The organism is Caproicibacterium argilliputei, assembly GCF_029211325.2.
Taxonomy (GTDB): Bacteria; Bacillota; Clostridia; order Oscillospirales; family Acutalibacteraceae; genus Caproicibacterium; species Caproicibacterium argilliputei.
Genome location: NZ_CP135996.1, coordinates 2779237 through 2801529, shown reverse-complemented (window position 1 = coordinate 2801529; position 22293 = coordinate 2779237). Strand labels below are relative to the sequence as shown.

Annotated in this window: 20 protein-coding genes; 13 read left to right on the top strand and 7 right to left on the bottom strand. The window is 56.4% G+C overall.

Features of this window, described 5'->3' with window-relative positions:
- Positions 1–7 precede the first annotated feature (7 nt).
- Together PXC00_RS13520 and PXC00_RS13515 are read left to right on the top strand one after the other, a co-directional pair.
- Positions 8–1621, top strand: a complete 1614-nt coding sequence (locus PXC00_RS13520) for a Gldg family protein (RefSeq protein ID WP_275844248.1) — start codon at positions 8–10, stop codon at positions 1619–1621.
- Positions 1621–3168 (top strand): DUF4340 domain-containing protein, encoded by a 1548-nt coding sequence (locus tag PXC00_RS13515; protein ID WP_275844247.1) that lies wholly within the window; start codon positions 1621–1623, stop codon positions 3166–3168. Before PXC00_RS13520 ends, PXC00_RS13515 begins: the two co-directional genes overlap by 1 nt.
- A 71-nt stretch (positions 3169–3239) precedes the next feature.
- On the opposite strand, the gene PXC00_RS13510 is transcribed toward PXC00_RS13515, so the two are convergent.
- Complete coding sequence (locus PXC00_RS13510; protein WP_275844246.1) at positions 3240–5210, bottom strand: PTS fructose transporter subunit IIABC; 1971 nt, start codon at positions 5208–5210, stop codon at positions 3240–3242.
- A 219-nt stretch (positions 5211–5429) separates the two neighbouring features.
- On the opposite strand from PXC00_RS13510, the gene argH reads away from it, so the two are divergent.
- Positions 5430–6800, top strand: a complete 1371-nt coding sequence (gene argH / locus PXC00_RS13505) for an argininosuccinate lyase (protein ID WP_275844245.1) — start codon at positions 5430–5432, stop codon at positions 6798–6800.
- Between the two features lie 64 nt (positions 6801–6864).
- Here the strand turns inward: argH and PXC00_RS13500 are convergent, their stop codons facing one another.
- Positions 6865–8205: an MATE family efflux transporter gene (locus PXC00_RS13500; RefSeq protein WP_275844244.1), complete on the bottom strand. Its 1341-nt coding sequence runs from the start codon at positions 8203–8205 to the stop codon at positions 6865–6867.
- Positions 8206–8431: 226 nt separating this feature from the next.
- On the opposite strand from PXC00_RS13500, the gene nagA reads away from it, so the two are divergent.
- Both nagA and spoVAE read left to right on the top strand, forming a co-directional pair.
- The gene (gene nagA / locus PXC00_RS13495) at positions 8432–9562 is read left to right on the top strand and encodes an N-acetylglucosamine-6-phosphate deacetylase (RefSeq protein WP_275844243.1); all 1131 of its coding nucleotides are present in this window, start codon (positions 8432–8434) and stop codon (positions 9560–9562) included.
- Between the two features lie 168 nt (positions 9563–9730).
- Positions 9731–10087 (top strand): stage V sporulation protein AE, encoded by a 357-nt coding sequence (gene spoVAE, locus PXC00_RS13490; RefSeq protein WP_275844242.1) that lies wholly within the window; start codon positions 9731–9733, stop codon positions 10085–10087.
- A gap of 70 nt (positions 10088–10157) precedes the next feature.
- Here spoVAE and PXC00_RS13485 read toward each other — a convergent pair whose 3' ends face one another.
- Together PXC00_RS13485 and rpsT are read right to left on the bottom strand one after the other, a co-directional pair.
- Positions 10158–10310, bottom strand: a complete 153-nt coding sequence (locus tag PXC00_RS13485) for a hypothetical protein (protein ID WP_275844299.1) — start codon at positions 10308–10310, stop codon at positions 10158–10160.
- A gap of 137 nt (positions 10311–10447) precedes the next feature.
- Positions 10448–10708, bottom strand: a complete 261-nt coding sequence (rpsT, locus tag PXC00_RS13480; protein WP_275844241.1) for a 30S ribosomal protein S20 — start codon at positions 10706–10708, stop codon at positions 10448–10450.
- 160 nt (positions 10709–10868) lie between these two features.
- Here rpsT and gpr point away from each other — a divergent pair, with 160 nt between their 5' ends.
- Positions 10869–11666, top strand: coding sequence for a GPR endopeptidase (gene gpr, locus PXC00_RS13475; protein WP_275844240.1), 798 nt, complete (start codon positions 10869–10871; stop codon positions 11664–11666).
- 4 nt (positions 11667–11670) lie between these two features.
- Here the strand turns inward: gpr and spoIIP are convergent, their stop codons facing one another.
- A complete protein-coding gene (gene spoIIP / locus PXC00_RS13470; RefSeq protein ID WP_275844239.1) occupies positions 11671–12771 on the bottom strand; it encodes a stage II sporulation protein P in 1101 nt (366 codons plus the stop codon).
- Positions 12772–12890: 119 nt separating this feature from the next.
- Here spoIIP and PXC00_RS13465 point away from each other — a divergent pair, with 119 nt between their 5' ends.
- Positions 12891–13136 (top strand): hypothetical protein, encoded by a 246-nt coding sequence (locus tag PXC00_RS13465; RefSeq protein ID WP_275844238.1) that lies wholly within the window; start codon positions 12891–12893, stop codon positions 13134–13136.
- Between the two features lie 148 nt (positions 13137–13284).
- Here PXC00_RS13465 and PXC00_RS13460 read toward each other — a convergent pair whose 3' ends face one another.
- Positions 13285–13548 (bottom strand): hypothetical protein, encoded by a 264-nt coding sequence (locus PXC00_RS13460; protein ID WP_316935011.1) that lies wholly within the window; start codon positions 13546–13548, stop codon positions 13285–13287.
- 40 nt (positions 13549–13588) lie between these two features.
- On the opposite strand from PXC00_RS13460, the gene PXC00_RS13455 reads away from it, so the two are divergent.
- Positions 13589–13864 carry a hypothetical protein gene (locus PXC00_RS13455; protein ID WP_275844236.1) on the top strand — a complete coding sequence of 92 codons (276 nt, stop codon included), beginning with the start codon at positions 13589–13591 and terminating at the stop codon, positions 13862–13864.
- Positions 13865–13913: 49 nt separating this feature from the next.
- Here PXC00_RS13455 and lepA read toward each other — a convergent pair whose 3' ends face one another.
- Positions 13914–15722 carry a translation elongation factor 4 gene (lepA, locus tag PXC00_RS13450; RefSeq protein WP_275844235.1) on the bottom strand — a complete coding sequence of 603 codons (1809 nt, stop codon included), beginning with the start codon at positions 15720–15722 and terminating at the stop codon, positions 13914–13916.
- Positions 15723–15871: 149 nt separating this feature from the next.
- On the opposite strand from lepA, the gene hemW reads away from it, so the two are divergent.
- The 5 genes from hemW (at position 15872) to dnaJ (ending at position 22180) form a co-directional block, all read left to right on the top strand.
- Entirely contained in the window at positions 15872–17014 is a 1143-nt protein-coding gene (gene hemW / locus PXC00_RS13445) for a radical SAM family heme chaperone HemW (RefSeq protein ID WP_275844234.1), read from the top strand.
- A gap of 137 nt (positions 17015–17151) precedes the next feature.
- Entirely contained in the window at positions 17152–18177 is a 1026-nt protein-coding gene (gene hrcA, locus PXC00_RS13440) for a heat-inducible transcriptional repressor HrcA (RefSeq protein WP_275844233.1), read from the top strand.
- A gap of 69 nt (positions 18178–18246) precedes the next feature.
- Positions 18247–18855, top strand: a complete 609-nt coding sequence (grpE, locus tag PXC00_RS13435; RefSeq protein ID WP_316935010.1) for a nucleotide exchange factor GrpE — start codon at positions 18247–18249, stop codon at positions 18853–18855.
- 95 nt (positions 18856–18950) lie between these two features.
- Positions 18951–20816, top strand: a complete 1866-nt coding sequence (dnaK, locus tag PXC00_RS13430; RefSeq protein WP_275844231.1) for a molecular chaperone DnaK — start codon at positions 18951–18953, stop codon at positions 20814–20816.
- Between the two features lie 221 nt (positions 20817–21037).
- On the top strand, positions 21038–22180 hold the full coding sequence (gene dnaJ / locus PXC00_RS13425) for a molecular chaperone DnaJ (RefSeq protein WP_275844230.1): 1143 nt from the start codon (positions 21038–21040) through the stop codon (positions 22178–22180).
- The last annotated feature ends 113 nt before the right edge of the window (positions 22181–22293 follow it).

The window sequence follows — 22293 nt, the reverse complement described above, 5'->3', positions numbered from 1 at the left end:
GAAAAGCATGAACAGACGCGACAAATCCACCGAGCTGAAAAAATCCGAATACGTCAAGGATAAAGAGGAAAAAGCGGCGCAGGAGGCGGAACTTGCCCGCAAAAAAGCCCGCAAGGAAGATAAAAAGAAAAGCAAGAAGCCCTTGCGGGAAGTTTTGCGCTCTCAGCACTTCCGCCACGGCAGTACGGCAACCGCTATCACCGCACTGGGGCTGGTGATTCTGGTTTTGGTCAATGTGGTGATTTCCATGCTGGGCAGCAAGTTTCCGAGCATGAACATCGACCTGACTACCGGCGGGCTCAACTCCTTGAGCGACAACGTTAAAAAAGTGGTGGACAGCGTGAAGCAGAATACAACGCTGACCATTATCGGCACGGAAGAGGAAGTCAAAAACAATCAGATTCTTTCTTCCTATAACATTAAGTATAGCCAGGTGGGTGTGATTGCCGGCAAAATGGCAGAGCGCAACAGCAAGATTTCTGTTGCTTACAAAGACCTGGACAAAGACCCGAGTTTCGCTACAAAATATGCGGATGACAGCCTGACCTCCGGCGATGTGGTGGTCACCACCCCCAAAAACAGCTATGTGGTGAAGTACACCGACCTGTTTGATGTGCAGAGCGACAGCCAGTCTGGCACCCGGCAGGTTTACGCGCAGGTGGGCGATGCGCTGGCCTCCGGCATCAGCAACGCGAATTCCGAAAACCGCCCGATTATCGCGTTTGAAACCGGGCATAAGGAGCAGCTTTCCTCCACAGCAGCCACAGCCATTAAAAAGTTGTACTCCAGCAACCAGTTCCAGAATAAGGACTTTAGCTTGCTGACGGATGCAATCCCCGAGAACGCCCAGATGATTTTCATCGGCGCGCCGCAGACGGATTACACGGAAGCGGAAATTAAGAAGCTGGACGCGTTCCTTTCCTCCACAACCAACAAAAAAGACCGCGGGCTGATTGTAACCACCTACGCTTTGGATCCCACCAAAATGCCCAACTTGACCGCATTCCTGAAAGAATGGGGCATTACGATTGAAAACAAATTCGTGATGGAGTCAGATGCCAGCAAATATGTTATGCAGGAGCCGTCCTATATCCTGGCACAGGCGGGCACGGATGTGACGCTGAACAAAGACTCCTCTTACAGCAATCTGCTCACACCGGTGTCGCAGGCCATGACGGTTTCCAGTTCGGTCAGCGGTGTGACGACCAGTGCGCTGCTCAAATCGAACGACTCCAGTTACACAGTGACACAGGAAACCACGGATTCCTCCGCGGCAAGCAAGAACAAGGGCGCATCGGTTGTCGCGGCCATGGGGCAGAAAACCGTGGGTAGTGCAAAGGCCAGCGTGGCAGTCTGCGGCAGTACGTACTTCTTTGTAGATGGGATTATCAACACCAACACGTACAGCAACGGCCTTTGGAGCACCGACCTTGCCAAGTACATCACCGGTTCTGACAGCACCAATGCGATTACCATCACGCCGGTACAGACCAACTCGGCGGATATTTCCCTTTCCAGTGCTGCCAGCAGCATGGTGGGTCTGCTCGTCTTTACAATCATACTGCCGCTGTGCTGCTTTGCGGCAGGCATTCTGGTTTACAGAAAAAGGAGGAAGCTCTGATGAGGCACCCAAAACGGACGCTCATTGCCCTGCTGGTTTGTGTGGTTGGTCTGGTGGCCGTCCTGCTGGGGCTGCACTTTGCGCCGTCTGGGGACAGCAGTTCATCGAGCAGCAGTCTGGAAACCACGCAGCTCTACAGCCATAAGGACAGCGACTTGGTCAGCATGACCGTGAAAAACGCACAAGGCACATACACCATTGTGCCGGATAAAGAGGCAACCGCAAAGGCTGCTTCGGAAGCGGCAGCATCCGCCAGCGCTGCGGCCGCCTCCGCTTCTTCCTCGGGTTCTTCCGCTTCGTCTTCCGCCTCTTCGTCGGCAGCGGTGCAGACCGTGTTTAAGATCAGCGAGCTTTCCGGTGTCAGCGCTTCCAGCGACACCATCGAAACCACCGCACAGGACGGCTACAGCCTTTCTGCCTTGAAGACCATTGGTTCTGCCGCATCGCTTTCGGATTACGGCTTGGATAATCCGATTGCGTCCTTTACCAGTACCTTTTCAGACGGCAGCAGCGTGACAGTGCTGATTGGCAACGAAACACCGCTGGACACGACGGCACGTTATATTAAACTGAAAGATAAGGACACGATTTATGCCGCAACACTGGCAGACAACCTGCTGAAGGGCAAAAATGCCTATCTTTCCACGCAGGTCACCAGTATTCCTACGGTGTCGTCTGCTTCCACAACGGCTTCCGGCAGTGCGGCAACGGCGCCTTCCTTCAGTAAGATCGATGTGAAAAACCAAAGCGGCAGCTTCGGGCTGGCTCGCTCCGGCGACGATTGGACTGTGAACGGTCGCCCAGCAGACAGCAGCAAGGTGGAAACGCTGACCAGCGCGCTTTCTTCCATCAGCGCATCCAGTGTGGAGGCACTGGATCCGACGGCGGAGCAGCTGAAGAAATTCGGCTTTAACAGTCCGGTGTCTGAGCTGACTTATACCTCGGCCAGCGGAACCGGCACCCTTCTGGTCGGCGGGCAGAAGCCGAGTGACACCAGCAGCGCAGACAGCGACAGCACAGACTCCGGTACGTATGAGTATGTGATGCTCAAGGGCGGCAGAATTGTTTACGCGATCAGTGTAAACGGCCTGCCGTGGCTGACGCAGAAAGCCTTTGACCTGCAGCGCCTGACGCTGGTTTCCAACACATCAGCGGATATTGCCGGTGTGAAGCTGGAGGGCAGCGGCGTTGACTATCAAATGGTGGTCACTCGCACCAAGGACGAAAGCTCCTCGACAGAAGACCAGCCGGTGTACACCTACAAAACGCAGTGCAACGGCAAGAAGCTTTCGGATGAAACAAGCTACACCAAGTTCTTCGACAAGATTACCGGTTTGCAGGTGCTGGAGGACAGCACCGCCGCGCCGTCCGGCAGCCCGGCATATACGCTGACACTTAACGGCTACGATGCAAAAGTTCGCCACACATATCAGTTCTATAAGGTGAACGACCGGCGCTATCTGGTTACGGCAGACGGTCAGACCTTCGGGCTGTTTAACAGCACCGATGTGAACGCATTGCTTGCGGCGGCAAAGGCAGTGAAGTAAGCCGAACGGGCAGCAGAAAATGTAAAGGCGCTTTCAGAGCGGAAAACCTCTGAAAGCGCCTTTGTTCTATCTTATTTTTCGGGCAGAGAGCCGATGTGCGGGCTGCGCCGCTTTTTCAGAAATGCCAGCAGGAACATTCCGCAAATGCTGCCTGCCAGTACGGCAAGCAGGAACGCGGCGCCGTTTTCCATCAGCGGCACCACAAAAATTCCGCCGTGCGGGGCAGGCACCTTACAGTGAAACAGCATACTCAGCGCACCGGCGCACGCCGAGCCGAAAATGGAAGCGGGCAGAATGCGCAAGGCGTCGGTTATGGCAAACGGAAGTGCGCCTTCCGTCAAAAAGCAGCAGCCCATAACATAACAGGACAGGCGAAGTTTCTGCTCCTGCTCCGTAAAAAGATGCGGAAAAAAGGTCAGGCACAGTGCGATGAGCAGCGGCGGCACCATGCCGCCCGCCATGACGGTGGCCATTATGCTGCTGGAAACTGCGGTGCCGCTTACCACCAGAGAAGCGGTTGCAAACAAATAGGCGGCTTTGTTGACCGGCCCGCCGAGGTCGACGGACATAAGCCCTGCCAGCAGCGCGCCGATGCCGCAATCCAACAGTTGGTTTTTTCCGGTATCCAGAAAGCCAAGCTGGCGGCTCGTCCAGGCGTTGATGTCCGCGAAAATGGGGTTGAGCACGAAAACCATCAGCAGGGAAACCAGCAGGGTGCCCACAATGGGATACAGCAGAATGGAGCGCATACTGTTGAGCAGGGAAATCCCCCGGCTGGTGCTCTTTTCTAAGGCTAAAATGATGAATCCGCTTAAAAAGCCGGAAACAATCGCGCCGAAAAACCCGCAGCCGGACACGTCGGTGCCGAAGCTCTGCGTGCTGACCAGCAAACCGTATTTGTAGCAGTAGCCGAATGCGGTCAGCCAGCCTGAAACCAGGCCGGGCAGCAGGCCGGGGCGGTTGGCAATCGCGGTGGCAATGTAGCCGGAAAGGATGGGCAGAATCAGCGAAAGGCAGATGTTTCCAACGGCGCGGCAGAAGCTGCCGGGAATCGTATTGGTGCCAAAGCTCTGGCTGGCAGAGCCGGGCGCCAGCAGGCTGTCAAACAAAAATGCCAGCGCCGTGAAGATTCCACTGCAAATGACAAACGGCAGCATATGGGAAACACCGTTCATTAGGCTGTTGTAAGCGCGATGCCAGAAGTTTTGCGGGGCGGCTGCCGTACAAGTCGTTTCGGGTGCGGCACTGCAGACAGGGGCGTTTCCCCCGGCGGCGGCAGTGAGAAGCTTTTCGGGGGCACGAATGGCCTCGGAAACCGGTACCTGCAGCAGCGGCTTTCCCGCAAAGCGGGAAAGATCCACCGCACGGTCCGCCGCTGCGATTACGCCGCTGCAGCCGGCAATTTCCGCTTTGGTCAGCGGGTCGCGGATGCCGTCAGCGCCGTGTGTTTCCACTTTGACTGCAATGCCCAGCTTTTCGGCGGCATCCCGCAGCGCCTGTGCGGCCATGTAGGTGTGCGCAACGCCCAGCGGGCAGGCGGTGACCGCAGCAACCTGAACGCCGCGCGCCTTTTGCAGCGGCTGTGCATTGGCGGCTGCGTCTGCCTGTATCAGCAGGGTGCAGAAAGTGCGCGTGTCCGGCGCCTGCAGCAGGGCGGCGACAAGGGCTTTGTTCATCAGCAGAGCGGCAAGACTGCTTAGCACCTGCATATGGACGGCGCCGTCCGGTACCGCAATCAGAAAAAACAGGCGCACCGGCTGACAATCCAATGCGTCAAACGGGCAGCCGCCCGGTACCCGCATGACTGCGAGCGCCGGACGACGCACCGTGGCGCACCTGCCGTGCGGAATTGCCAGACCGCCGCCAACGCCTGTGGTGGTGGCAGCTTCACGCTCCAGAACATTTTTGCGGAAAGCGTCCGCATCGGCAATGCAGCCGGTTTTGCAAATCAGCTGCAAGAGGCGCGTCAGCGCTTCATCTTTGGTGGATACGTGTGCATCCAAATCAAAGGCGCGCGGGTCCAGCAGATCCTGCAGATGCATGGCGGTACAGCCTCCTTCTGCCGGTTATGGCGGGAAAATATATGAACTCTGCACCCAAAGAATACCATCAAATTCGACAAAGGTCAACCGGATTTCAAATTGCATTTTGCAGAAAAATATGATACACTAAAAGCATAAAAATACAGGAAAATTCGGGTGTAATGCAAAAACATACATCCGGTGGTGAAACAGACACAGAGAAAGGCAGGGCGGAAAAAGATGGCGCAACTATGGGGCGGAAGATTTACCAAGGAAACCGATAAACTGGCGTATGCATTTAACGCTTCCATTTCCTTTGACCGGCGCTTGCTGCCGCAGGATATTGCGGGCAGCTGTGCGCACGTGAAAATGCTTGCGAAGCAGGGGATTCTCACCGAGCAGGAGCGGGATGCGATTTTGCAGGGGCTGGAAAGCATTCTTGTGGATGTGCAGGCCGGCAAGCTGCAGATTACGGAGCAGTATGAGGATGTGCACAGCTTTGTAGAGGCAAACCTGATTGCCCGCATCGGTGACGCGGGCAAAAAGCTGCACACTGGGCGCAGCCGCAACGACCAGGTTGCGCTGGATATGAAGCTGTATGTGCGCGATGAAATTGCCAATATCGACGAAGAACTCAAGGAACTGCTGCAGACGCTTCTGGAGCAGATGAAAGCAAACCGGGATACCTTTATGCCGGGATTTACCCACTTGCAGAAAGCGCAGCCGACCACGCTGGCGCACCACTTCGGCGCGTACTTTGAGATGTTCCGGCGTGACCGCGGCAGGCTGGCGGATGTCAAAAAACGGCTGAATTTGTGTCCGCTGGGCAGCGGCGCGCTGGCGGGAACCACCTATCCGCTGGATCGCGCTTACACAGCGGAACTACTTGGCTTTGACGGGCCGACGCGCAACAGTATGGACTCTGTTTCCGACCGCGATTATGTGCTTGAACTTCTTTCTGCGCTTTCTATGGTGATGATGCACCTGAGCCGCTTCTCTGAAGAAGTGATTCTCTGGAATTCCAATGAATATCAGTTTGTGGAAATTGACGATGGGTACAGCACCGGCAGCAGCATTATGCCGCAAAAGAAAAATCCCGATATTGCCGAGTTGGTGCGCGGCAAGACTGGGCGGGTGTACGGTGCGCTGACTGCAATGCTCACAACGATGAAGGGGATTCCGCTTGCATACGACAAGGATATGCAGGAAGACAAGGAGGGTACCTTTGACGCAATCGATACCGTCAAAGGCTGTGTGCGGCTCTTCAGCGGTATGCTGCGCACCATGCGTTTTCATAAACCGCGCATGGAAGAAAGCGCCAAGCACGGCTTTACCAACGCCACCGATGCGGCGGATTATCTGGTGAACCACGGCGTGCCGTTCCGCGACGCCCATGGAATCGTCGGGCAGCTCGTGCTGTATGGCATTCAACACCACAAGGCACTGGATGACTTTACACTGGAGGAATTCCAGGCGGTCAGCGCGGTGTTTGCGCAGGACATTTACGATGCCATCAGCCTGGAAACTTGTGTGGAGAAGCGCAACACCACCGGTGCGCCGGGCAGCGCCGCCATGGATGCCGAAATTGCCGAAGCCGAAGCCTATTTATAAGCCTTTGCATAAATCAAAAGGACTGCTGCAGCCATTTGCTTCGCAGCAGTCCTTTTTTGTTTGGTCAGGCGGTGTCTTTTCCGGTGGGCAAACGGCGCATGGTGACAAAGTAGGCAATGCACAGCGGAACGGCGCTGCCCAGCCACGCCAGCGGATTGGATGCGGACGCGCCCGCAAAACCGAACGGCCCGACCAGCGCCAGCGCCGCCACGGTACGCATGACCAGTTCCATAATGCCCGCAAAAGTCGGCACAAAGCTTTTGCCGAGTCCCTGCAGGGTGTAGCGGATGACAAACAGCACCGCTAGAATAAAATAAAAGCTGCTGTTAATCACTAAGTACACCTGCGCAAGGTCAATTACCCCGGCGGCGTTGTCCACAAACAGGCGCACCAGATACTTGCCAAGGAAGATGTTGATGCAGGTCATGACCAGACTGAGCAGGATGGAAACTGTCAGGCACTGGCGCACGCCCTTGCGGATTCGGTCCATTTTGCCTGCACCGTAGTTTTGCGCCGCAAAGGTTGCCATAGTCATGCCGAAGGACATCATAACCTGAATCGCGAGCTGGTCCACTTTGCTTGCCGCTGTGTAAGAGGCTACGGCGGTTGCACCCAGACCGTTCAATGCCGCCTGCAGAATCAGCGTGCCCATGGCGATAATGCTGCTTTGAAATCCCATGGGCAGTGCCAGACGCGCGTGCGCGTAAAAATCCTGTCGGGTCACGTGCCAGTCCTGCCGGTGCAGGTGCAGAATCGGCAGCTTTTTTGCAATAAAAATGACGCAGCAAGCACAGGAAACCAACTGGGCGATGACCGTTGCGTAACCCGCGCCCGCCACGCCCATGTGAAAGTTCAAGATAAACAGAAAGTCCAGTGCAATATTGAGTACCGAAGCGATTACCAGAAAAACAAGCGGCGTGCGGCTGTCGCCCAGAGCGCGGATGATATTGGAAAGCAGGTTAAACAGCATGGAGGCGACAATGCCGGCGAGAATTACGACGATAAATTCGTAAGCCTGCTCTTCAATTTCCGCGGGGGTGTTCAGCAGGCGCAGAATGGTGCGCGCCAGCGGTACGCTGACGGCTGTCAGCAGTACCGTGACACCGGCGGAAAACAGAATTCCGGTGGCAAAGCTTTTGCGCACGCCGGCTGCATCCTGCGCGCCGAAGCGCTGTGCGGTGAGGATGGAAAGTCCGGCGGTCACTCCCTGGGCGAAACCGAGGATTAAAAAGGTGATGCCGCCGGTACAGCCGACCGCCGCAAGGGCATCCACGCCAAGCGTGCGTCCGACGATGAGGGTGTCTGCCATGCTGTAAAGCTGCTGAAACAGGTTGCCAATCAGAAGCGGAATGGTGAAGAAAAAGATAAGTTTGATGGGGCTGCCATGCGTCAGATCCTTGGTCAAGTGGAAACCTCCTGTGTGCAAATGGATTTTGCTTGGTTCATAACCTTATTAGTAACGCATAAAAGGCGCAAGTTGTCAAGTCCCTTTTACGTCCACCACGCAGAAAGACAAAAAGCATCTTTATTATTAGCGTTTTGAATTATTTGTTCTTGATTTTTATTGTTTTGCGATGTACACTGAGGTGAGAAGGAAAGACAACTGTTGGAAACGGAATGAGGCGATTGCAATGCTGTATCAAAATGCGGAACTACTAAATGGAGATTTTCAGCTGGTACGCGCGGATTTGCGCACAGAGGGCGAGCGCATCTGCGAAGTTGGACAAGCTCTGCAGGGCGAGCAGGTGACAGACCTTTCCGGCTGCCTGCTGCTGCCCGGACTGGTGGATATTCACATCCACGGCTGCGTGGGGGCGGACACCTGCGATGCCGACCCGGATTTGCTTCGAAAGATGGCGGTGCATCTGGCGCAGGGCGGCGTCACATCGTTCTGCCCCACGACCATGACCGTCAGTGAGGAAACCATCCGCGCGTCCCTGCGCGCTGTGCGTGAAGTCATGCAGGCGGAGCAGCAGGGGGCGGCTGTGCTGGGTGTGAACATGGAGGGGCCGTACATCAATGCGCACAAGCGTGGTGCGCAGAAGGAGTCCTTCGTAGAAAAGCCGGATTTGGCGCAGTTTTATTCTTATTTGGAAGAAAGCGGGAAAAGCATTAAGCTGGTGGACATTGCCCCGGAAAGTCCCGACGCCAGTGCGTTTATCCGCGGCGCGCGGGAACTCTGCACAGTGAGCATTGCACACACAACGGCGGATTATGACACGGCGGTACAGGCATTTCACACAGGTGTTTCGCACGTGACGCACCTGTTCAATGCCATGCCGGGACTGAACCACCGCGCGCCGGGCGTGGTGGGGGCAGTATTTGACAGCAGCGGGGTTACTGCGGAGCTCATCTGCGACGGGTTCCACATTCATCCGGCGGTGCTGCGCATTGCGTTCCGGCAGCTGGGCGCAGCGCGCATCTGCGTCATCAGCGACAGTATGCGTGCGGCAGGTCTGCCGGATGGCGTATCGGAGCTGGGCGGTCAGACCGTTTATGTGAAAAACGGAGAGGCGCGGCTGGCGGACGGCACGATTGCCGGTTCCACGACTAATTTACTCAAAGAAGTGCAGAACCTCGTTTCGTTCGGGATTCCACTGCCGGATGCCGTGCAGGCTGCGAGCCTGACGCCTGCGCGCGAAATCCGTGAAGACCACACACGCGGGTCGCTGGTGCCGGGCAAGTTGGCGGATTTGCTGGTTTTGGACAGGGAAACACTGGCACTGCGGCAGGTCATCTGCAGGGGCAGACGGGTAGTATAAATTTTTTCAAACAAACAAAAAACCATTCGGACGGCGCGGTGAGCGGTTCGAATGGTTTTTTGCTGCAAAAACGGGCGGTTCTGCGCCGCTTTGCGTTTTTTCTGCGGTATAAGCAGACAGAATCCGCGCACACTAGCCCTAACGGAAACGAATACCGAGGTGAGAAAGATGGATCTTTTACGGGCCTTTCTGGTTGGCGGTGCCATCTGTGTGGTGGGTCAGCTGCTGATGGATTTGACCAAGCTGACACCGGCACGTATTTTAGTGTCGTTTGTAACAGCAGGGGTTGTGCTGGGGGCGCTGGGCATTTACGAACCGCTGGTCAACTGGGCGGGCGCGGGCGCAACCGTGCCGCTGACCGGGTTTGGCTATCTTTTGGCAAAGGGAACGAAAGAAGCGGTGCAGCAGCAGGGCGCGGTTGGAATTTTCACCGGCGGGCTGACCGCCTGCGCGGCCGGCGTGGCGGCGGCGGTGGCGTTTGGTTATGCGGCGGCGCTGCTTTCACGGCCGGGAGATAAAAGCTGAACAGCTGTCAAATAAAAATGGGGCGGACCGAAAAGGCCCGCCCAAATTGTTTCTGTTTACATACAAAGGTTTACTGAATGGAACAATCCAGATAGTGCTCCAGTTCTTCCTCATCCTTGCGCTTCTTTTCAAAGTACAGGGTAGCCGCAACAACCGCTGCAGCTACGGCCGCCAGAGCAGAGACAACGGACAACAACACAGTGAACTTACTGCTTTCTTTCAATGCGAGCACCTCCGTTCTAAAGAGCCTTTTTCTTATCATACCCAACTTTGCGCAGAAAGTCAAGCGCGCGGCGGCGGGTAAAGAAAAAGCAGGGCGCTTCGCCCTGCTTTGCACTTTTCGACAAAGAAGTAAAAAACTCAGCCTGCGGCGTTGAGCTTCCGAGCCAGAGAGCTCTTTCTTCTGGCAGCGGCGTTCTTTTTCAGGATACCCTTTGCGGCAGCCTGATCAATCGCCTTAACGGCAACGCGGACAGCTTCTGCCTTATTTGCATCACCGGATTCAATGGCAGTATTCGCCTTTTTGATATCGGTTTTCAGTCCGGAGTTGATGGCTTTGTTCCGTGCGGCTTTGGTAGCAATGACCTTCACGCGCTTCTTAGCGGATTTAATGTTCGGCATGGTCACACCTCCTTTTCAATAGTCGTCACGTACTAATAATACTAGCATTTTCGCAGAATAAATGCAAGGGGTTTGAAAAATTATTTTGGATATACTGTATCTGTACGGGAAAAGGCAGAAAACGCCGGACAAAATCTTTTGTGAAAAGGGGAGATTCCTTGTGGGGTACCGCACAGACTTGGCAATGGAACGCGCGAGCGTAAAAGCGCAGAAAGAAGAAATTCACGGGCTGCAGGTCAGCCGGATGGAGGAAAAGGGCGTACACTATATTACCGTGGAGGCGCCGCAGATTACGGGCACCATTGACGGTGACGGCAAGCTGCGGGCGCTGCTGACACAGGAACTGCAGGAGCTGCTGCCCGCAGAGGGAGAGGTACTGGTGGCGGGGTTGGGCAATCCGCAGGTCACACCGGACGCGCTTGGCCCACTTTGCGCGGACAGGATGCTTGCCACCCGCCACGTGCGCGGCAAACTGGCGGCAGACGTGGGTTTGGGCGGTCTGCGCAGCGTGTCGGTCACCAAGCCGGGGGTTTTGGGCACCACCGGCGTGGAAACGGCGGAACTTCTGCAGGCGCTCATCCGCCAGCTGCACCCGGCGGCGGTGGTGGCGGTGGATGCCATGGCGGCGGGGCGGCTGCACCGGCTGGGAAAAACCGTACAGATTAGCGACGGCGGCATTTCTCCAGGCGCGGGCGTGGGGAATGACCGACCTTCGCTGTGCGAAGAAACGCTGGGCATACCGGTCATCGGTCTGGGGGTGCCGACGGTGGTGGACGCGGCGACGCTGTGCAGTGATTTGTGTTCACAGGAGGTAGAGGGCGCTTCCCGTATGATGGTTACGCCGCGCGAGGTGGACACGCTGGTGGTGCGTGCGGCACATCTGCTGGCACTGGCACTGAATTGTGCGCTGAACCCCAGTCTGGAGCCAGAGGTGTACGAACAGCTGGTGGCGGTATAAAAAACTACTGCCCCTGTGCGAGAACCTTTAACTGCTGCGCCAGTACCTGACCAAACAGGGCGCCGGAGTAGGTGGCTTCGTCTAGGGTGTTGACCTCGGTGCCAAATTCGCACAGAAGCGAGCCGGGCGTGACCTGTTCGTTGTAGCGGGTGGAGCCGAAGTTCAGCGGGCGCATCAGGTGCGGAAACATCTGGGAAGCTCCCTTCTGCAGGCGTACCGCCAGACGCAGGTTTTGCTCCCAGTTCGGAAAGCCGAGGGAGCCGTCGTCGTCGCAACCGGAAATAATCATAATCTGGCAGGCACGCTTGCCGTTTACCAGCACGGTTGGTTTGTAGCGTGTGCCGCTTTTGGAGGTCATGGTGTCACGGTGGATGTCCAAAGTTACCTGAATCGAGGGGTACTTCGCCAGGTTTTTCGCCATGGTTTTGGCACTGCGGGTGTAACTGCCGTTAAAGGCGGGGTAGTCGTGCACGGTGGTGTCGTGCACCACGCCGATACCGGCAGCCTGCAGGCTTTTGGCAATGGCGTTGCCGACGGCGACAACGCTTTTGGTGAGGTCACGCGAGCGGGTGACGCCAGCAAAGGCTTCTGTGGTATGGGTGTGGTAAATCAAAACCATAGGGGTGCCGTCCAGCTTGATGTTGAGCGGCGGCTTTTCCTTTAAAACCGAGGCAACGTCCAGGGTGTGGTTTTTGTTGGCATTCTTTACCCGAATGCCGTCCTGCTCCTCGCCTGTGTCGGAAATATCGGTTTCCAAGATTTGATTGCCGAGGCTTTTGTCCGGCAATTGCTGGGTTGCACCGCTTCCGGTCGGCAGGGAGGAAGTGGCAGCGCTTGCTGCGGGAGAGGAAACTACGGAGGAGGAATCCGATGCGGAGGAGGAACGGGAGACAGGCGCAGCGGAAGACACTGCCGGTTGTTTGGAAGATACAGCGGTGTCTGCTATGCCGTGCTGCAGAGCCTGTACCGCTCCGGTGGGCAGGATAAACCCAGCGGCGGCCAGCGCGCTTTCCTGCGCGGTGATGGATGGAAAGCGCGCAACCACGCAGGCACAGGCGGCAACCGCCATCAGCACAGTGCCCACGGCTTTTATTTTTACGTTCATGACAAAATCCCCCGCTTATTCGGCATTCCTTTTTCGGGAAAGGTACAACGAATACTATGGAAAAATTCTGCCAAATATGAACTGGGGACAAAGTTTTCGCCCCGCGGGGAGGTGCAGCATTGAAAAACAGACGGAAAAGGACGTTTGCCTGCGCGTTTGCGGGTACGCTGCTGGTACTGCTGCTGCTGGCGGGGCTGGGGGGCGCGGATGTCATTTGCAGGCATATGACGTATGCGGATGGCCGCACCCTGTACGAGAGCCGGATTCGGCCGCTGCTTTCGTGGCAAGGTTCCCTTTGTAAATTCACGGATTTATGGTATAATCAATTCGTAGATTTTGTATGCCCAGAAGCACTGGAGGATTGATTGTGACCTGTCAAAAGCAGAGGTGGAAACGCTTATCCCGTTTTGCCGCGGGGCTGTGCTGCGCCGTGGCGGTGTTCTGCGGGGCTGTGCTGCCCGGATTCGCCACTTCGGGCGAAGGCGCTTCTGAGCCCATAAAGGCGCCGATATCTCAGCCGGTGCCCTCCCATGCGCCGGCTTCTAAAGTGGAAGCTTCCAAGCCGGCGGTTTCAAAAGCACCGGTATCCAAACCGGTTTCGTCAAAACCGGTATCATCGCACAGCACGATGTCGCGGGCAGCATCTTCTGCCAGAACCTCCTCACGTGCGGCTTCCTCCCGCAGGGCATCTTCCCGCAGGGCTTCCTCCCGCGCAGCGGTCTCTTCTGGCGCATCGTCGGTTTCGGCGTCCTCTGCAGCTTCCAAGGTTTCTTCCACAAAAGCTTCCTCAGCGGCGAGCACGGCTGCCGGGGGAATCGTGCTGCCGAGTGTTGGCAGTGTATCTGAAGAAAACCTGTTTGCCAATCCGGTGGATTTGACCGGACGGAACACAACCATCAACGGGGTTGGCATTGCGCTGTGGACGGTTGCGGTCAGTGCGGGCGTGGTGGTGTTTTTGGTGGTGTACCGCAACCGCGGCAAGGCCCGCAAAGAAACGGTCGGCCACCAGCGGTACCGCTCAGTGCGACGGGACAAGAAAAAGCGGCTGCTGGGCAATAAATACTATAACGACAGCAAATATAAGGGTGAATAAAAGGCTGCTGCAGAAAATCATCTGCAGCAGCCTTTTTGCAGGGCAAAAATTACTCGTCGAGTTTGAGCACCGCCATGAAGGCGTCCTGCGGCAGTTCGACGGAACCGACCTGGCGCATACGCTTTTTGCCTTCCTTCTGCTTTTCCAGCAGCTTTTTCTTGCGGGAGATGTCGCCGCCATAGCATTTAGCAAGTACGTCCTTGCGAAGCGCCTTAACGGTTTCGCGCGCGATAATGCGGCCGCCGATGCACGCTTGAATCGGCACCTCAAACAGCTGGCGCGGAATTTTGTCTTTCAGTTTTTCTGCCATTTTCCGTGCGCGGGTGTAAGCTTTGTCCGCATGGATGATGAAGCTCAGGGCGTCCACGACTTCGCTGTTGATCATAATGTCCAGTTTTACCAGATTGCTCTTTTCATAGCCTGCAAGTTCATAGTCAAAGCTGGCGTAGCCGCGGGTGCGGCTTTTCAGCGCGTCAAAGAAGTCGTATACGATTTCGTTGAGCGGCAGACGGTAATGAATGTCAACACGGTCGGTGTCGATGTACTGCATATCTTCAAAAACGCCGCGGCGCTCTTGGCACAGTTCCATGATGTTGCCCACGTACTCGCTGGGGGTGTAAATATGCGCGTTGGCGATGGGCTCTTTCGCCTCTGCAATGGTGGAGGGATCCGGATAGTTGGTGGGATTGTCGATTTTCAGCTCGGTGCCGTCCGTCAGGGTAATCTCATACACCACGCTCGGCGCGGTGGTGACCAAGTCCAGGTTATACTCCCGTTCCAGCCGTTCCTGTACGATTTCCATGTGCAGAAGGCCCAGAAATCCGCATCGAAAGCCGAAGCCGAGCGCGGCGCTGGTTTCCGGTTCATAGGAAAGCGCGGCATCGTTGAGCTGCAGCTTTTCGAGGGCATCGCGCAGGTCGGGGTATTTCGCGCCGTCCGCAGGATAAATGCCGCAGAAAACCATCGGCTGTGCGGCGCGGTAGCCGGGCAGCGCTTCGGCCGCAGGGCGGTCTGCCAGCGTGATGGTGTCGCCAACGCGGGCTTCCTTAACCGCTTTGATGGAGGCGGTGATGTAACCGACCTCGCCAGCCTCCAGCGTTCCGGATGGCTCAAACGAGGTGGCGCGCATATAGCCGCACTCCACAACGGTGAAGTTGCAACCGGTGGACATCATGTGGATGGTGTCGCCGGTGTGCACCATGCCCTGCACAATGCGCACGTGCGCGATGACGCCCTTGTAAGCATCGTAATAGGAGTCAAAGATCAGCGCTTGCAGCGGTGCGGTGCTGTCGCCCTGCGGTGGCGGAATCAGGTGGACAATCTGTTCCATCACAGCGGGAATGTTTAAGCCGGTTTTGGCGCTGATGCAAGGGGCATCCTGCGCGGGAATGCCGATGACGTCTTCAATTTCCTTTTTGACGCGGTCGGGGTCGGCGCTGGGCAGGTCAATTTTATTGATGACCGGCACAACTTCCAGCCCGGCATCCGCCGCCAGATAGGTGTTTGCCAGCGTCTGTGCCTCGATGCCCTGACTGGCGTCCACCACCAGCACAGCGCCTTCGCAGGCGGCCAGCGAGCGGCTGACCTCGTAATTAAAGTCAACGTGACCGGGCGTGTCAATTAAATTAAAAACATAGTCCAAGCCGTCCTTTGCGGTATAGACGAGCGTGACCGCGTGTGCTTTAATGGTAATGCCGCGTTCACGCTCCAAATCCATGTCGTCCAGAATCTGATTTTCCATCTCGCGCAGGGGCACGGACTTTGTCTGCTCCAGAATGCGGTCCGCCAGCGTGGACTTGCCGTGGTCAATATGTGCGATGATGCTGAAGTTCCGGATCCGTTCACGTGGAATCTGCAAATTTTGTTTCCCCTTTCTTGTGCGGGTTTCCAGAGAAGAACCGTTTCGATTGCCTTTAGTATACCATAAAGAAAGAAAATGCAAAAGAGAGAAAACGCACAGGCGCGGCGGGTGGGCGCGAATTTTTTTGAAAGCAGGTGTTTATTAGGATGGAACCGGTGGGACTCTATATCCATGTGCCGTTTTGTGACGGAAAATGTCCGTACTGCGACTTTTTCTCGCTGCGCGGCAGCGAGAAAACCATGGATGAATATACAGAATGTATTGTTAGAGAACTAAAAAAATACAAAAAGGAATATCCGGCTTTGCAGGCAGATACCCTGTACTTCGGCGGCGGCACGCCGAGCCTGCTGGGTGCGCGGCGGCTTTGCCGGATTTTGACGGTGGCAAAGGAAGCTTTTGGTTTGGAAAATGCGGAGATTACGCTCGAAGCGAATCCGGACAAATCCTTAAAGGAACTGTTCGGGCAGGTTCGGCAGGCGGGTGTCAACCGCATTTCCCTGGGGCTGCAGAGTGCCGATGAGCGAGAGCTGCACACATTGGGCAGGCAGCATACGGCGCAGCAGGCAGCGCAGGCGGTTGCCGACGCACGCGATGCGGGCATTGCAAAGGTTTCGCTGGACTTAATGCTGGCGGTGCCGGGGCAGACCCGGCAGAGCCTGCGCAACAGCATTCGCTTTTGTCTGGAGGCGGGGGTTACCCATCTGTCCGCATATTTGCTGCGGGTGGAGGAGCGCACGGCATTCTGGCAGCAGCGGCAGACTTTGTGCCTGCCCGACGAGGAAGAGTCCGCCCGGCTGTACGAATCTGCCTGTGCACAGCTGGAGGCCGGTGGTCTGCGGCAGTATGAAATCAGCAATTTTGCAGTTCCGGGGTGCGAAAGCAGGCACAACCTGAAGTACTGGAACCTGCAGCCGTACCTGGGATTCGGTCCGGCTGCACATTCCTATTTTTTGGGACGGCGCTTTTACCGGACGCGCTCCCTGCGCGCGTTTCTGAACGGAGAGGAGCCGCTGCCGGAAACGGACGAGGAGATTCCCGCGGGTTCCTTTACGGAGTATGCCATGCTGCGCCTGCGGCTGACAGAAGGGCTGACGGAAGCAGGCTGCCGTGCTTGCTTTGGCAGCGGGATTCCTGAAGAAGTTCGGCGCGCCGCCCGGCGGTATGAAGCGGCAGGGCTGACACGGACGGGGCCGGCAGGCATTCAGCTTACAACGCAGGGATTTTTGGTCAGCAGCGCGCTGCTGGCGGAACTGCTGTTTAGCGATGGAAACGGGCAGGAACTGGCGTGAAACGTGCCGGAGAAGGCGCAAATTCATAATGTATTTACAATTATCCTATTGACAGCAGGGCAAAGTAATGGTACATTAGTAACTGTAGTTAGCACTCAACTTGATAGAGTGCTAACCGCAAAAGGGAGGCGAGGATATTGGAGCTGACGCCACGCAAGCAGAAGATTCTGCAGGCTGTTATTGAGCTTTACACCGTTTCCGGTGAGCCGGTGGGCAGCAAGGCATTATGCGACTGCCTGGACTTCTCCGTATCCAGTGCCACCGTCCGAAACGAAATGAGCGACCTGGCTGCCATGGGGCTGCTGGACCAGCCGCACACCTCTGCCGGGCGGGTGCCCAGCGAACGCGGCTACCGGCTGTATCTGGATGAGCTGATGATACCGGCGCCGGTTACGCCGGAAGAACGGCACTTTATCGATGCGCTGCTGCTGCCCAGTGCGTATGACCCCGAAAAGCTGCTGGACGGTGTGGCGCGCACACTGGCGGGGCTGACACACATGGCGGCGGTGACCACCACACCGAGTGGCAGCGGCGCCTCTGTGGCGGGCATTCAGTTTGTGCAGACCAGCCGGCGCACCGCGATGGTTATTCTGATGACCAGCTCCGGCACCATGCACAGCCGTGTGTTCCACTGCGACTTTGAGCTGACGCCGGAAATCCTGCGAGTGTTTTTCCGCGTGTTTAACGAAAGTCTGGCAGGGCGTCCGGTGCGCAGCATCACCCCTGCCTGTATTCAGACCATGGGCGCGGGCATGGGGGAAGCGGCGCTGCTGATGAGCAGTGCGCTGATGGCACTGCAGGATGTCGCCCGTGAGGCAATGGGCAGCGATGTGCGCATGGACGGGCAGACCAACCTGCTTTTTTTCCCGGAGTTCAATGCCGAAAACCTGCGCCGCATTATGCGGTACCTTTCCCGCCCGCAGGAGGTTTACCGCCTGCTGGAGCGCGCGGGTACACGGGTTTACATTGGGCAGGAAAGCGGCGTGCCCGCCCTGCGCGATGCGGGGCTGCTTGTTGCGCACTACGCGGTGCGCGGGCAGGACGCCGGTGCCATTGCCGTGCTGGGGCCGATACGGATGGATTACCCGAAGCTCACCGGCAGCCTGGAGTACCTGGCGCGCAGCGTGGGTCGCATGCTGACAGAGTTGATTGACCTGCAGTAGCGGGCGGCGCGAAATGACTTGGTTTATAAGCGATTTTGCTTACGATAGATGACTAGGAAAGGGGTAAACGTGAATTTGAATACCGAAGAAAAGAAAGAAACAGAAAGCACGCAGCAGACGCCCGCAGAAGAAAAGCAGGAACAGGCCGTGCCGGAAACGAAAGAGCCCCAGAACCCGTCCAAAGCGGACAAAAAAGAAAAAAAGGCAAAGAAAAAGACACAGGAAGATGCCCTGAAGGCTGATTTGGAAACCGCCAAAGCTGAGGCAGCCAAACAGAAAGACCTGCTGCTGCGCACCGCGGCGGAGTATGACAACTTCCGCAAGCGGACGGAGCGCGAAAAAAGCGCACTGTATGCGGGTGCAACCGCAGACGCGGTGCAGGAGTTCCTGCCGGTGGCAGACAATCTGGAGCGGGCGCTCAGCCAGCCGGACTGCTCTGTGGAAGACCTGCGCAAGGGCATTGAAATGGTGCAGAAGCAGATGGACGACGCCCTCGAAAAACTCGGCGTCGAGCCAATGGGCAAGGAAGGTGAACCGTTTGACGCGCAGCTGCACAATGCCGTTTCGCACATAGAAAGTGAGGAACTTGGTGAAAATGTAATTGCGCAGGTGTACCAGAAGGGCTACCGGATGGGCAGCAAAGTGGTGCGCCACGCCATGGTGCAGGTCGCCAATTAGCGGCGCTGCCTGAAAATCATCTACAGCCTGCCGCAAGGCAGTTTTCCACATAAATTTTGAATAGTTTATCTGAAAATAAAACGGAGGTAAGAACTATGAGCAAAACTATTGGGATTGACCTTGGCACAACCAACTCCTGCGTGGCGGTCATTGAGGGCGGCGAGCCGGTCGTAATCGCCAATGCAGAGGGCGCACGCACAACACCGTCTGTTGTGGCTTTCAAGAAAGACGGCGAGCGCATTGTCGGTCAGGCCGCAAAACGCCAGGCTATCGCGAACCCGGAACGCACCGTGATTTCCATTAAGCGCGAGATGGGCTCCGACTTCAAAGTGAAGATTGACGACAAGCAGTACACGCCGCAGGAAATCAGCGCTATGATTCTGCAGAAGCTGAAGGCGGACGCAGAGGCATATCTGGGCGAGCCGGTCAGCAGCGCAGTCATTACGGTTCCGGCATACTTTACGGACTCACAGCGCCAGGCGACTAAGGACGCGGGCAAGATTGCGGGGCTTGATGTTAAGCGGATTATCAACGAGCCGACCGCCGCGGCACTTTCTTACGGGATTGACAAGGGCGAAGAGCAGAAGGTTATGGTTTATGACCTTGGCGGCGGCACCTTTGATGTTTCCATCATTGAGATGGGCGACGGCGTGCAGGAAGTTTTGGCAACCGCAGGCAACAACCGCCTGGGCGGCGACGACTTTGACAAGCGCGTTATGGACTGGATGGTCAGCGAGTTTAAAAAGGAAAACGGCATTGACCTTTCCGGCGACAAGATGGCAGTACAGCGCCTGAAGGAAGCGGCGGAAAAGGCGAAAATCGAGCTTTCCGGCATGACCAGCACGCAGATTAACTTGCCGTTTATCACTGCGGACGCGACCGGCCCGAAGCATTTGGACCTGACGCTGACCCGTGCGAAGTTTGACGAGCTGACCGCAGATTTGGTCGAAAAGACCATGGGCCCGGTACAGCAGGCCATGAAGGACGCAGGGCTTTCTTTCAATGAAATCAACAAGGTGCTGATGGTCGGCGGTTCTTCCCGTATTCCGGCTGTGCAGGACGCAGTAAAAAAGGCAACCGGCAAAGATCCGTTTAAGGGTATCAACCCGGACGAATGTGTGGCCATCGGCGCGGCGCTGCAGGCAGGCGTTCTGGGCGGCGAAGTCGAAGGACTGCTGCTGCTGGACGTGACGCCGCTTTCGCTGGGCGTTGAAACCATGGGCGGCGTTATGACCAAGGTTATCGAGCGCAACACGACCATCCCGACCAAGAAGAGCCAGGTGTTCTCCACTGCGGCAGACGGCCAGACTCAGGTGGAAATCAATGTCCTGCAGGGCGAGCGCGAATTTGCCCGCGACAACAAGCAACTCGGCATCTTTAAGCTGGACGGCATTGCCCCGGCACCGCGCGGAATCCCCCAGATTGAGGTTTCCTTTGATATCGACGCCAACGGCATTGTCAATGTTTCCGCAAAGGATATGGGCACCGGCAAGGAGCAGCACATCACGATTTCCTCTTCTTCCAACATGAGCAAGGATGATATCGACAAGGCTGTGAAGGAAGCTGAAAAATTTGCCGCAGAGGATAAACAGCGCCGCGAGGAAGTGGACGCGAAGAACAGCGCGGAGCAGATGGTTTACACAGCGGAGAAGTTGATTTCCGACAGCGGCGACAAGATTGACGCCGCCGACAAGAGCGAACTGGAAACCAAGATTAACGCAGTGAAGGAAGCCAATAAGGGCGAAAATCTGGAGGACATTAAGGCGAAGAGCGACGAACTGCAGAAGACGATGTTCTCTATCAGCGAGAAGCTTTACAAGGCAAACGCCCCGCAGGGGGCAGCGCCGGGAGCCGCACCGAACGGCGCGCCGACAGGCGGTCAAACCACGGATGCAAACGGCAACCCGGTTTATGATGCCGAGTACAAAGATGTGGACGATAAAAAAGACGATAAGAAATAAGACCTGATTCATGCAGGACGTACGGCAGGGGCTTCTTTTGAGGCCCCTGTTGTCCTATTAAAAAGGAAAAGCGGGTGCGGCCTCGTGCTGACTTGCGCGTGGCTTCCGCTTGACTTTCCCGAAAAACACTAGTATTCTTTAAAAATGTCCGGCAGCGCTGCCGTGTGTGGAAAATACAATGCAAATGAAAATAGAAATCGTGTCCTGCGAGGAGGAATTTTATGGCGGACAAAAGGGATTACTATGAAGTAATGGGCGTGCCGAAGAATGCCTCGGAGGATGAAATCAAGAAGGCATACCGAAAGCTTGCCAAAAAATATCACCCCGATCTGCATCCCGGTGACAAAGTCGCCGAGGAAAAGTTTAAGGAGCTGAACGAAGCGTACGAAGTGCTGTCTGACAAAGAGAAACGCACCCGGTACGACCAGTTCGGTCATGCGGGCGTCGACCCGAACTTCGGCGGCGGCGCCGCCGGTGGGAACCCCTTTGGCGTTGACATGGATTTTGGCGACATATTCGATTCCTTTTTCGGCGGAAATCCGTTTGGCGGGCGGCATTCCAGCCCGAATGCGCCACGCCGCGGTTCAGATGTGGAGGCGGCGCTGGTCATTGAATTTGAGGAAGCCGCCAAAGGCTGCCGCAAAACGGTTGCCTATGAAAAAGTGGAAGCTTGCCCGGACTGTCACGGTTCCGGTGCCAAAGCGGGCACCAGTGTGAAAACCTGCCCGGCCTGCGGCGGCTCCGGCCAGGTGCGGGTGACCCAGAATACCTTTATGGGTGTGGTGCAGACTACCCGTCCCTGCGACCGCTGCGGCGGCACCGGCAAAGTGATTGAAACACCGTGTCCCACCTGTCGAGGAAGCGGTCACCTGCGCAAAAAGCGCACCATCGAAATCAATGTGCCTGCCGGTATTGATGACAGGCAGATTCTGAATGTTTCTGGACAGGGCAATGCCGGAACCAACGGCGGCCCCGCCGGTGACCTGCACCTGTTGGTGAATGTACGCCCGCACCCGCTGTTTGAGCGTAAAGGAAACGATATTTGGTGTGATATGCCGATTACCTTTATGCAGGCGGCGCTGGGCGGCGAAGTGATTGTTCCGACGCTGGACGGCAAGGTGAGCTACGAAGTACGCGAGGGCACGCAGCCCGGCGATATCTTCAAACTGAAAGGTAAGGGCGTGACCAAGCTTTCCGGCCGCGGCCGCGGCGACCAGTATGTGCGCATGGTGCTTGAAGTGCCGAAAAATCTGACAGTGAAGCAAAAAGAGCTGCTCAAAAAATTTGAGGACAGCACCAGCGAGAAAAATTACCAAAAACGCAAAGGATTTTTTGAAAAGCTGAAAAAGAAGTTCGGGGACTGAGCACAGCCCGAACGGCGTAAAGCCGTACCAGAGGAAATTCCGGTGCGGCTTTTGTTTTGCCAAAAAACTGCCGGCAGGCGGTGTGGCGGTATATTGACATTGGCAGAGCAGTT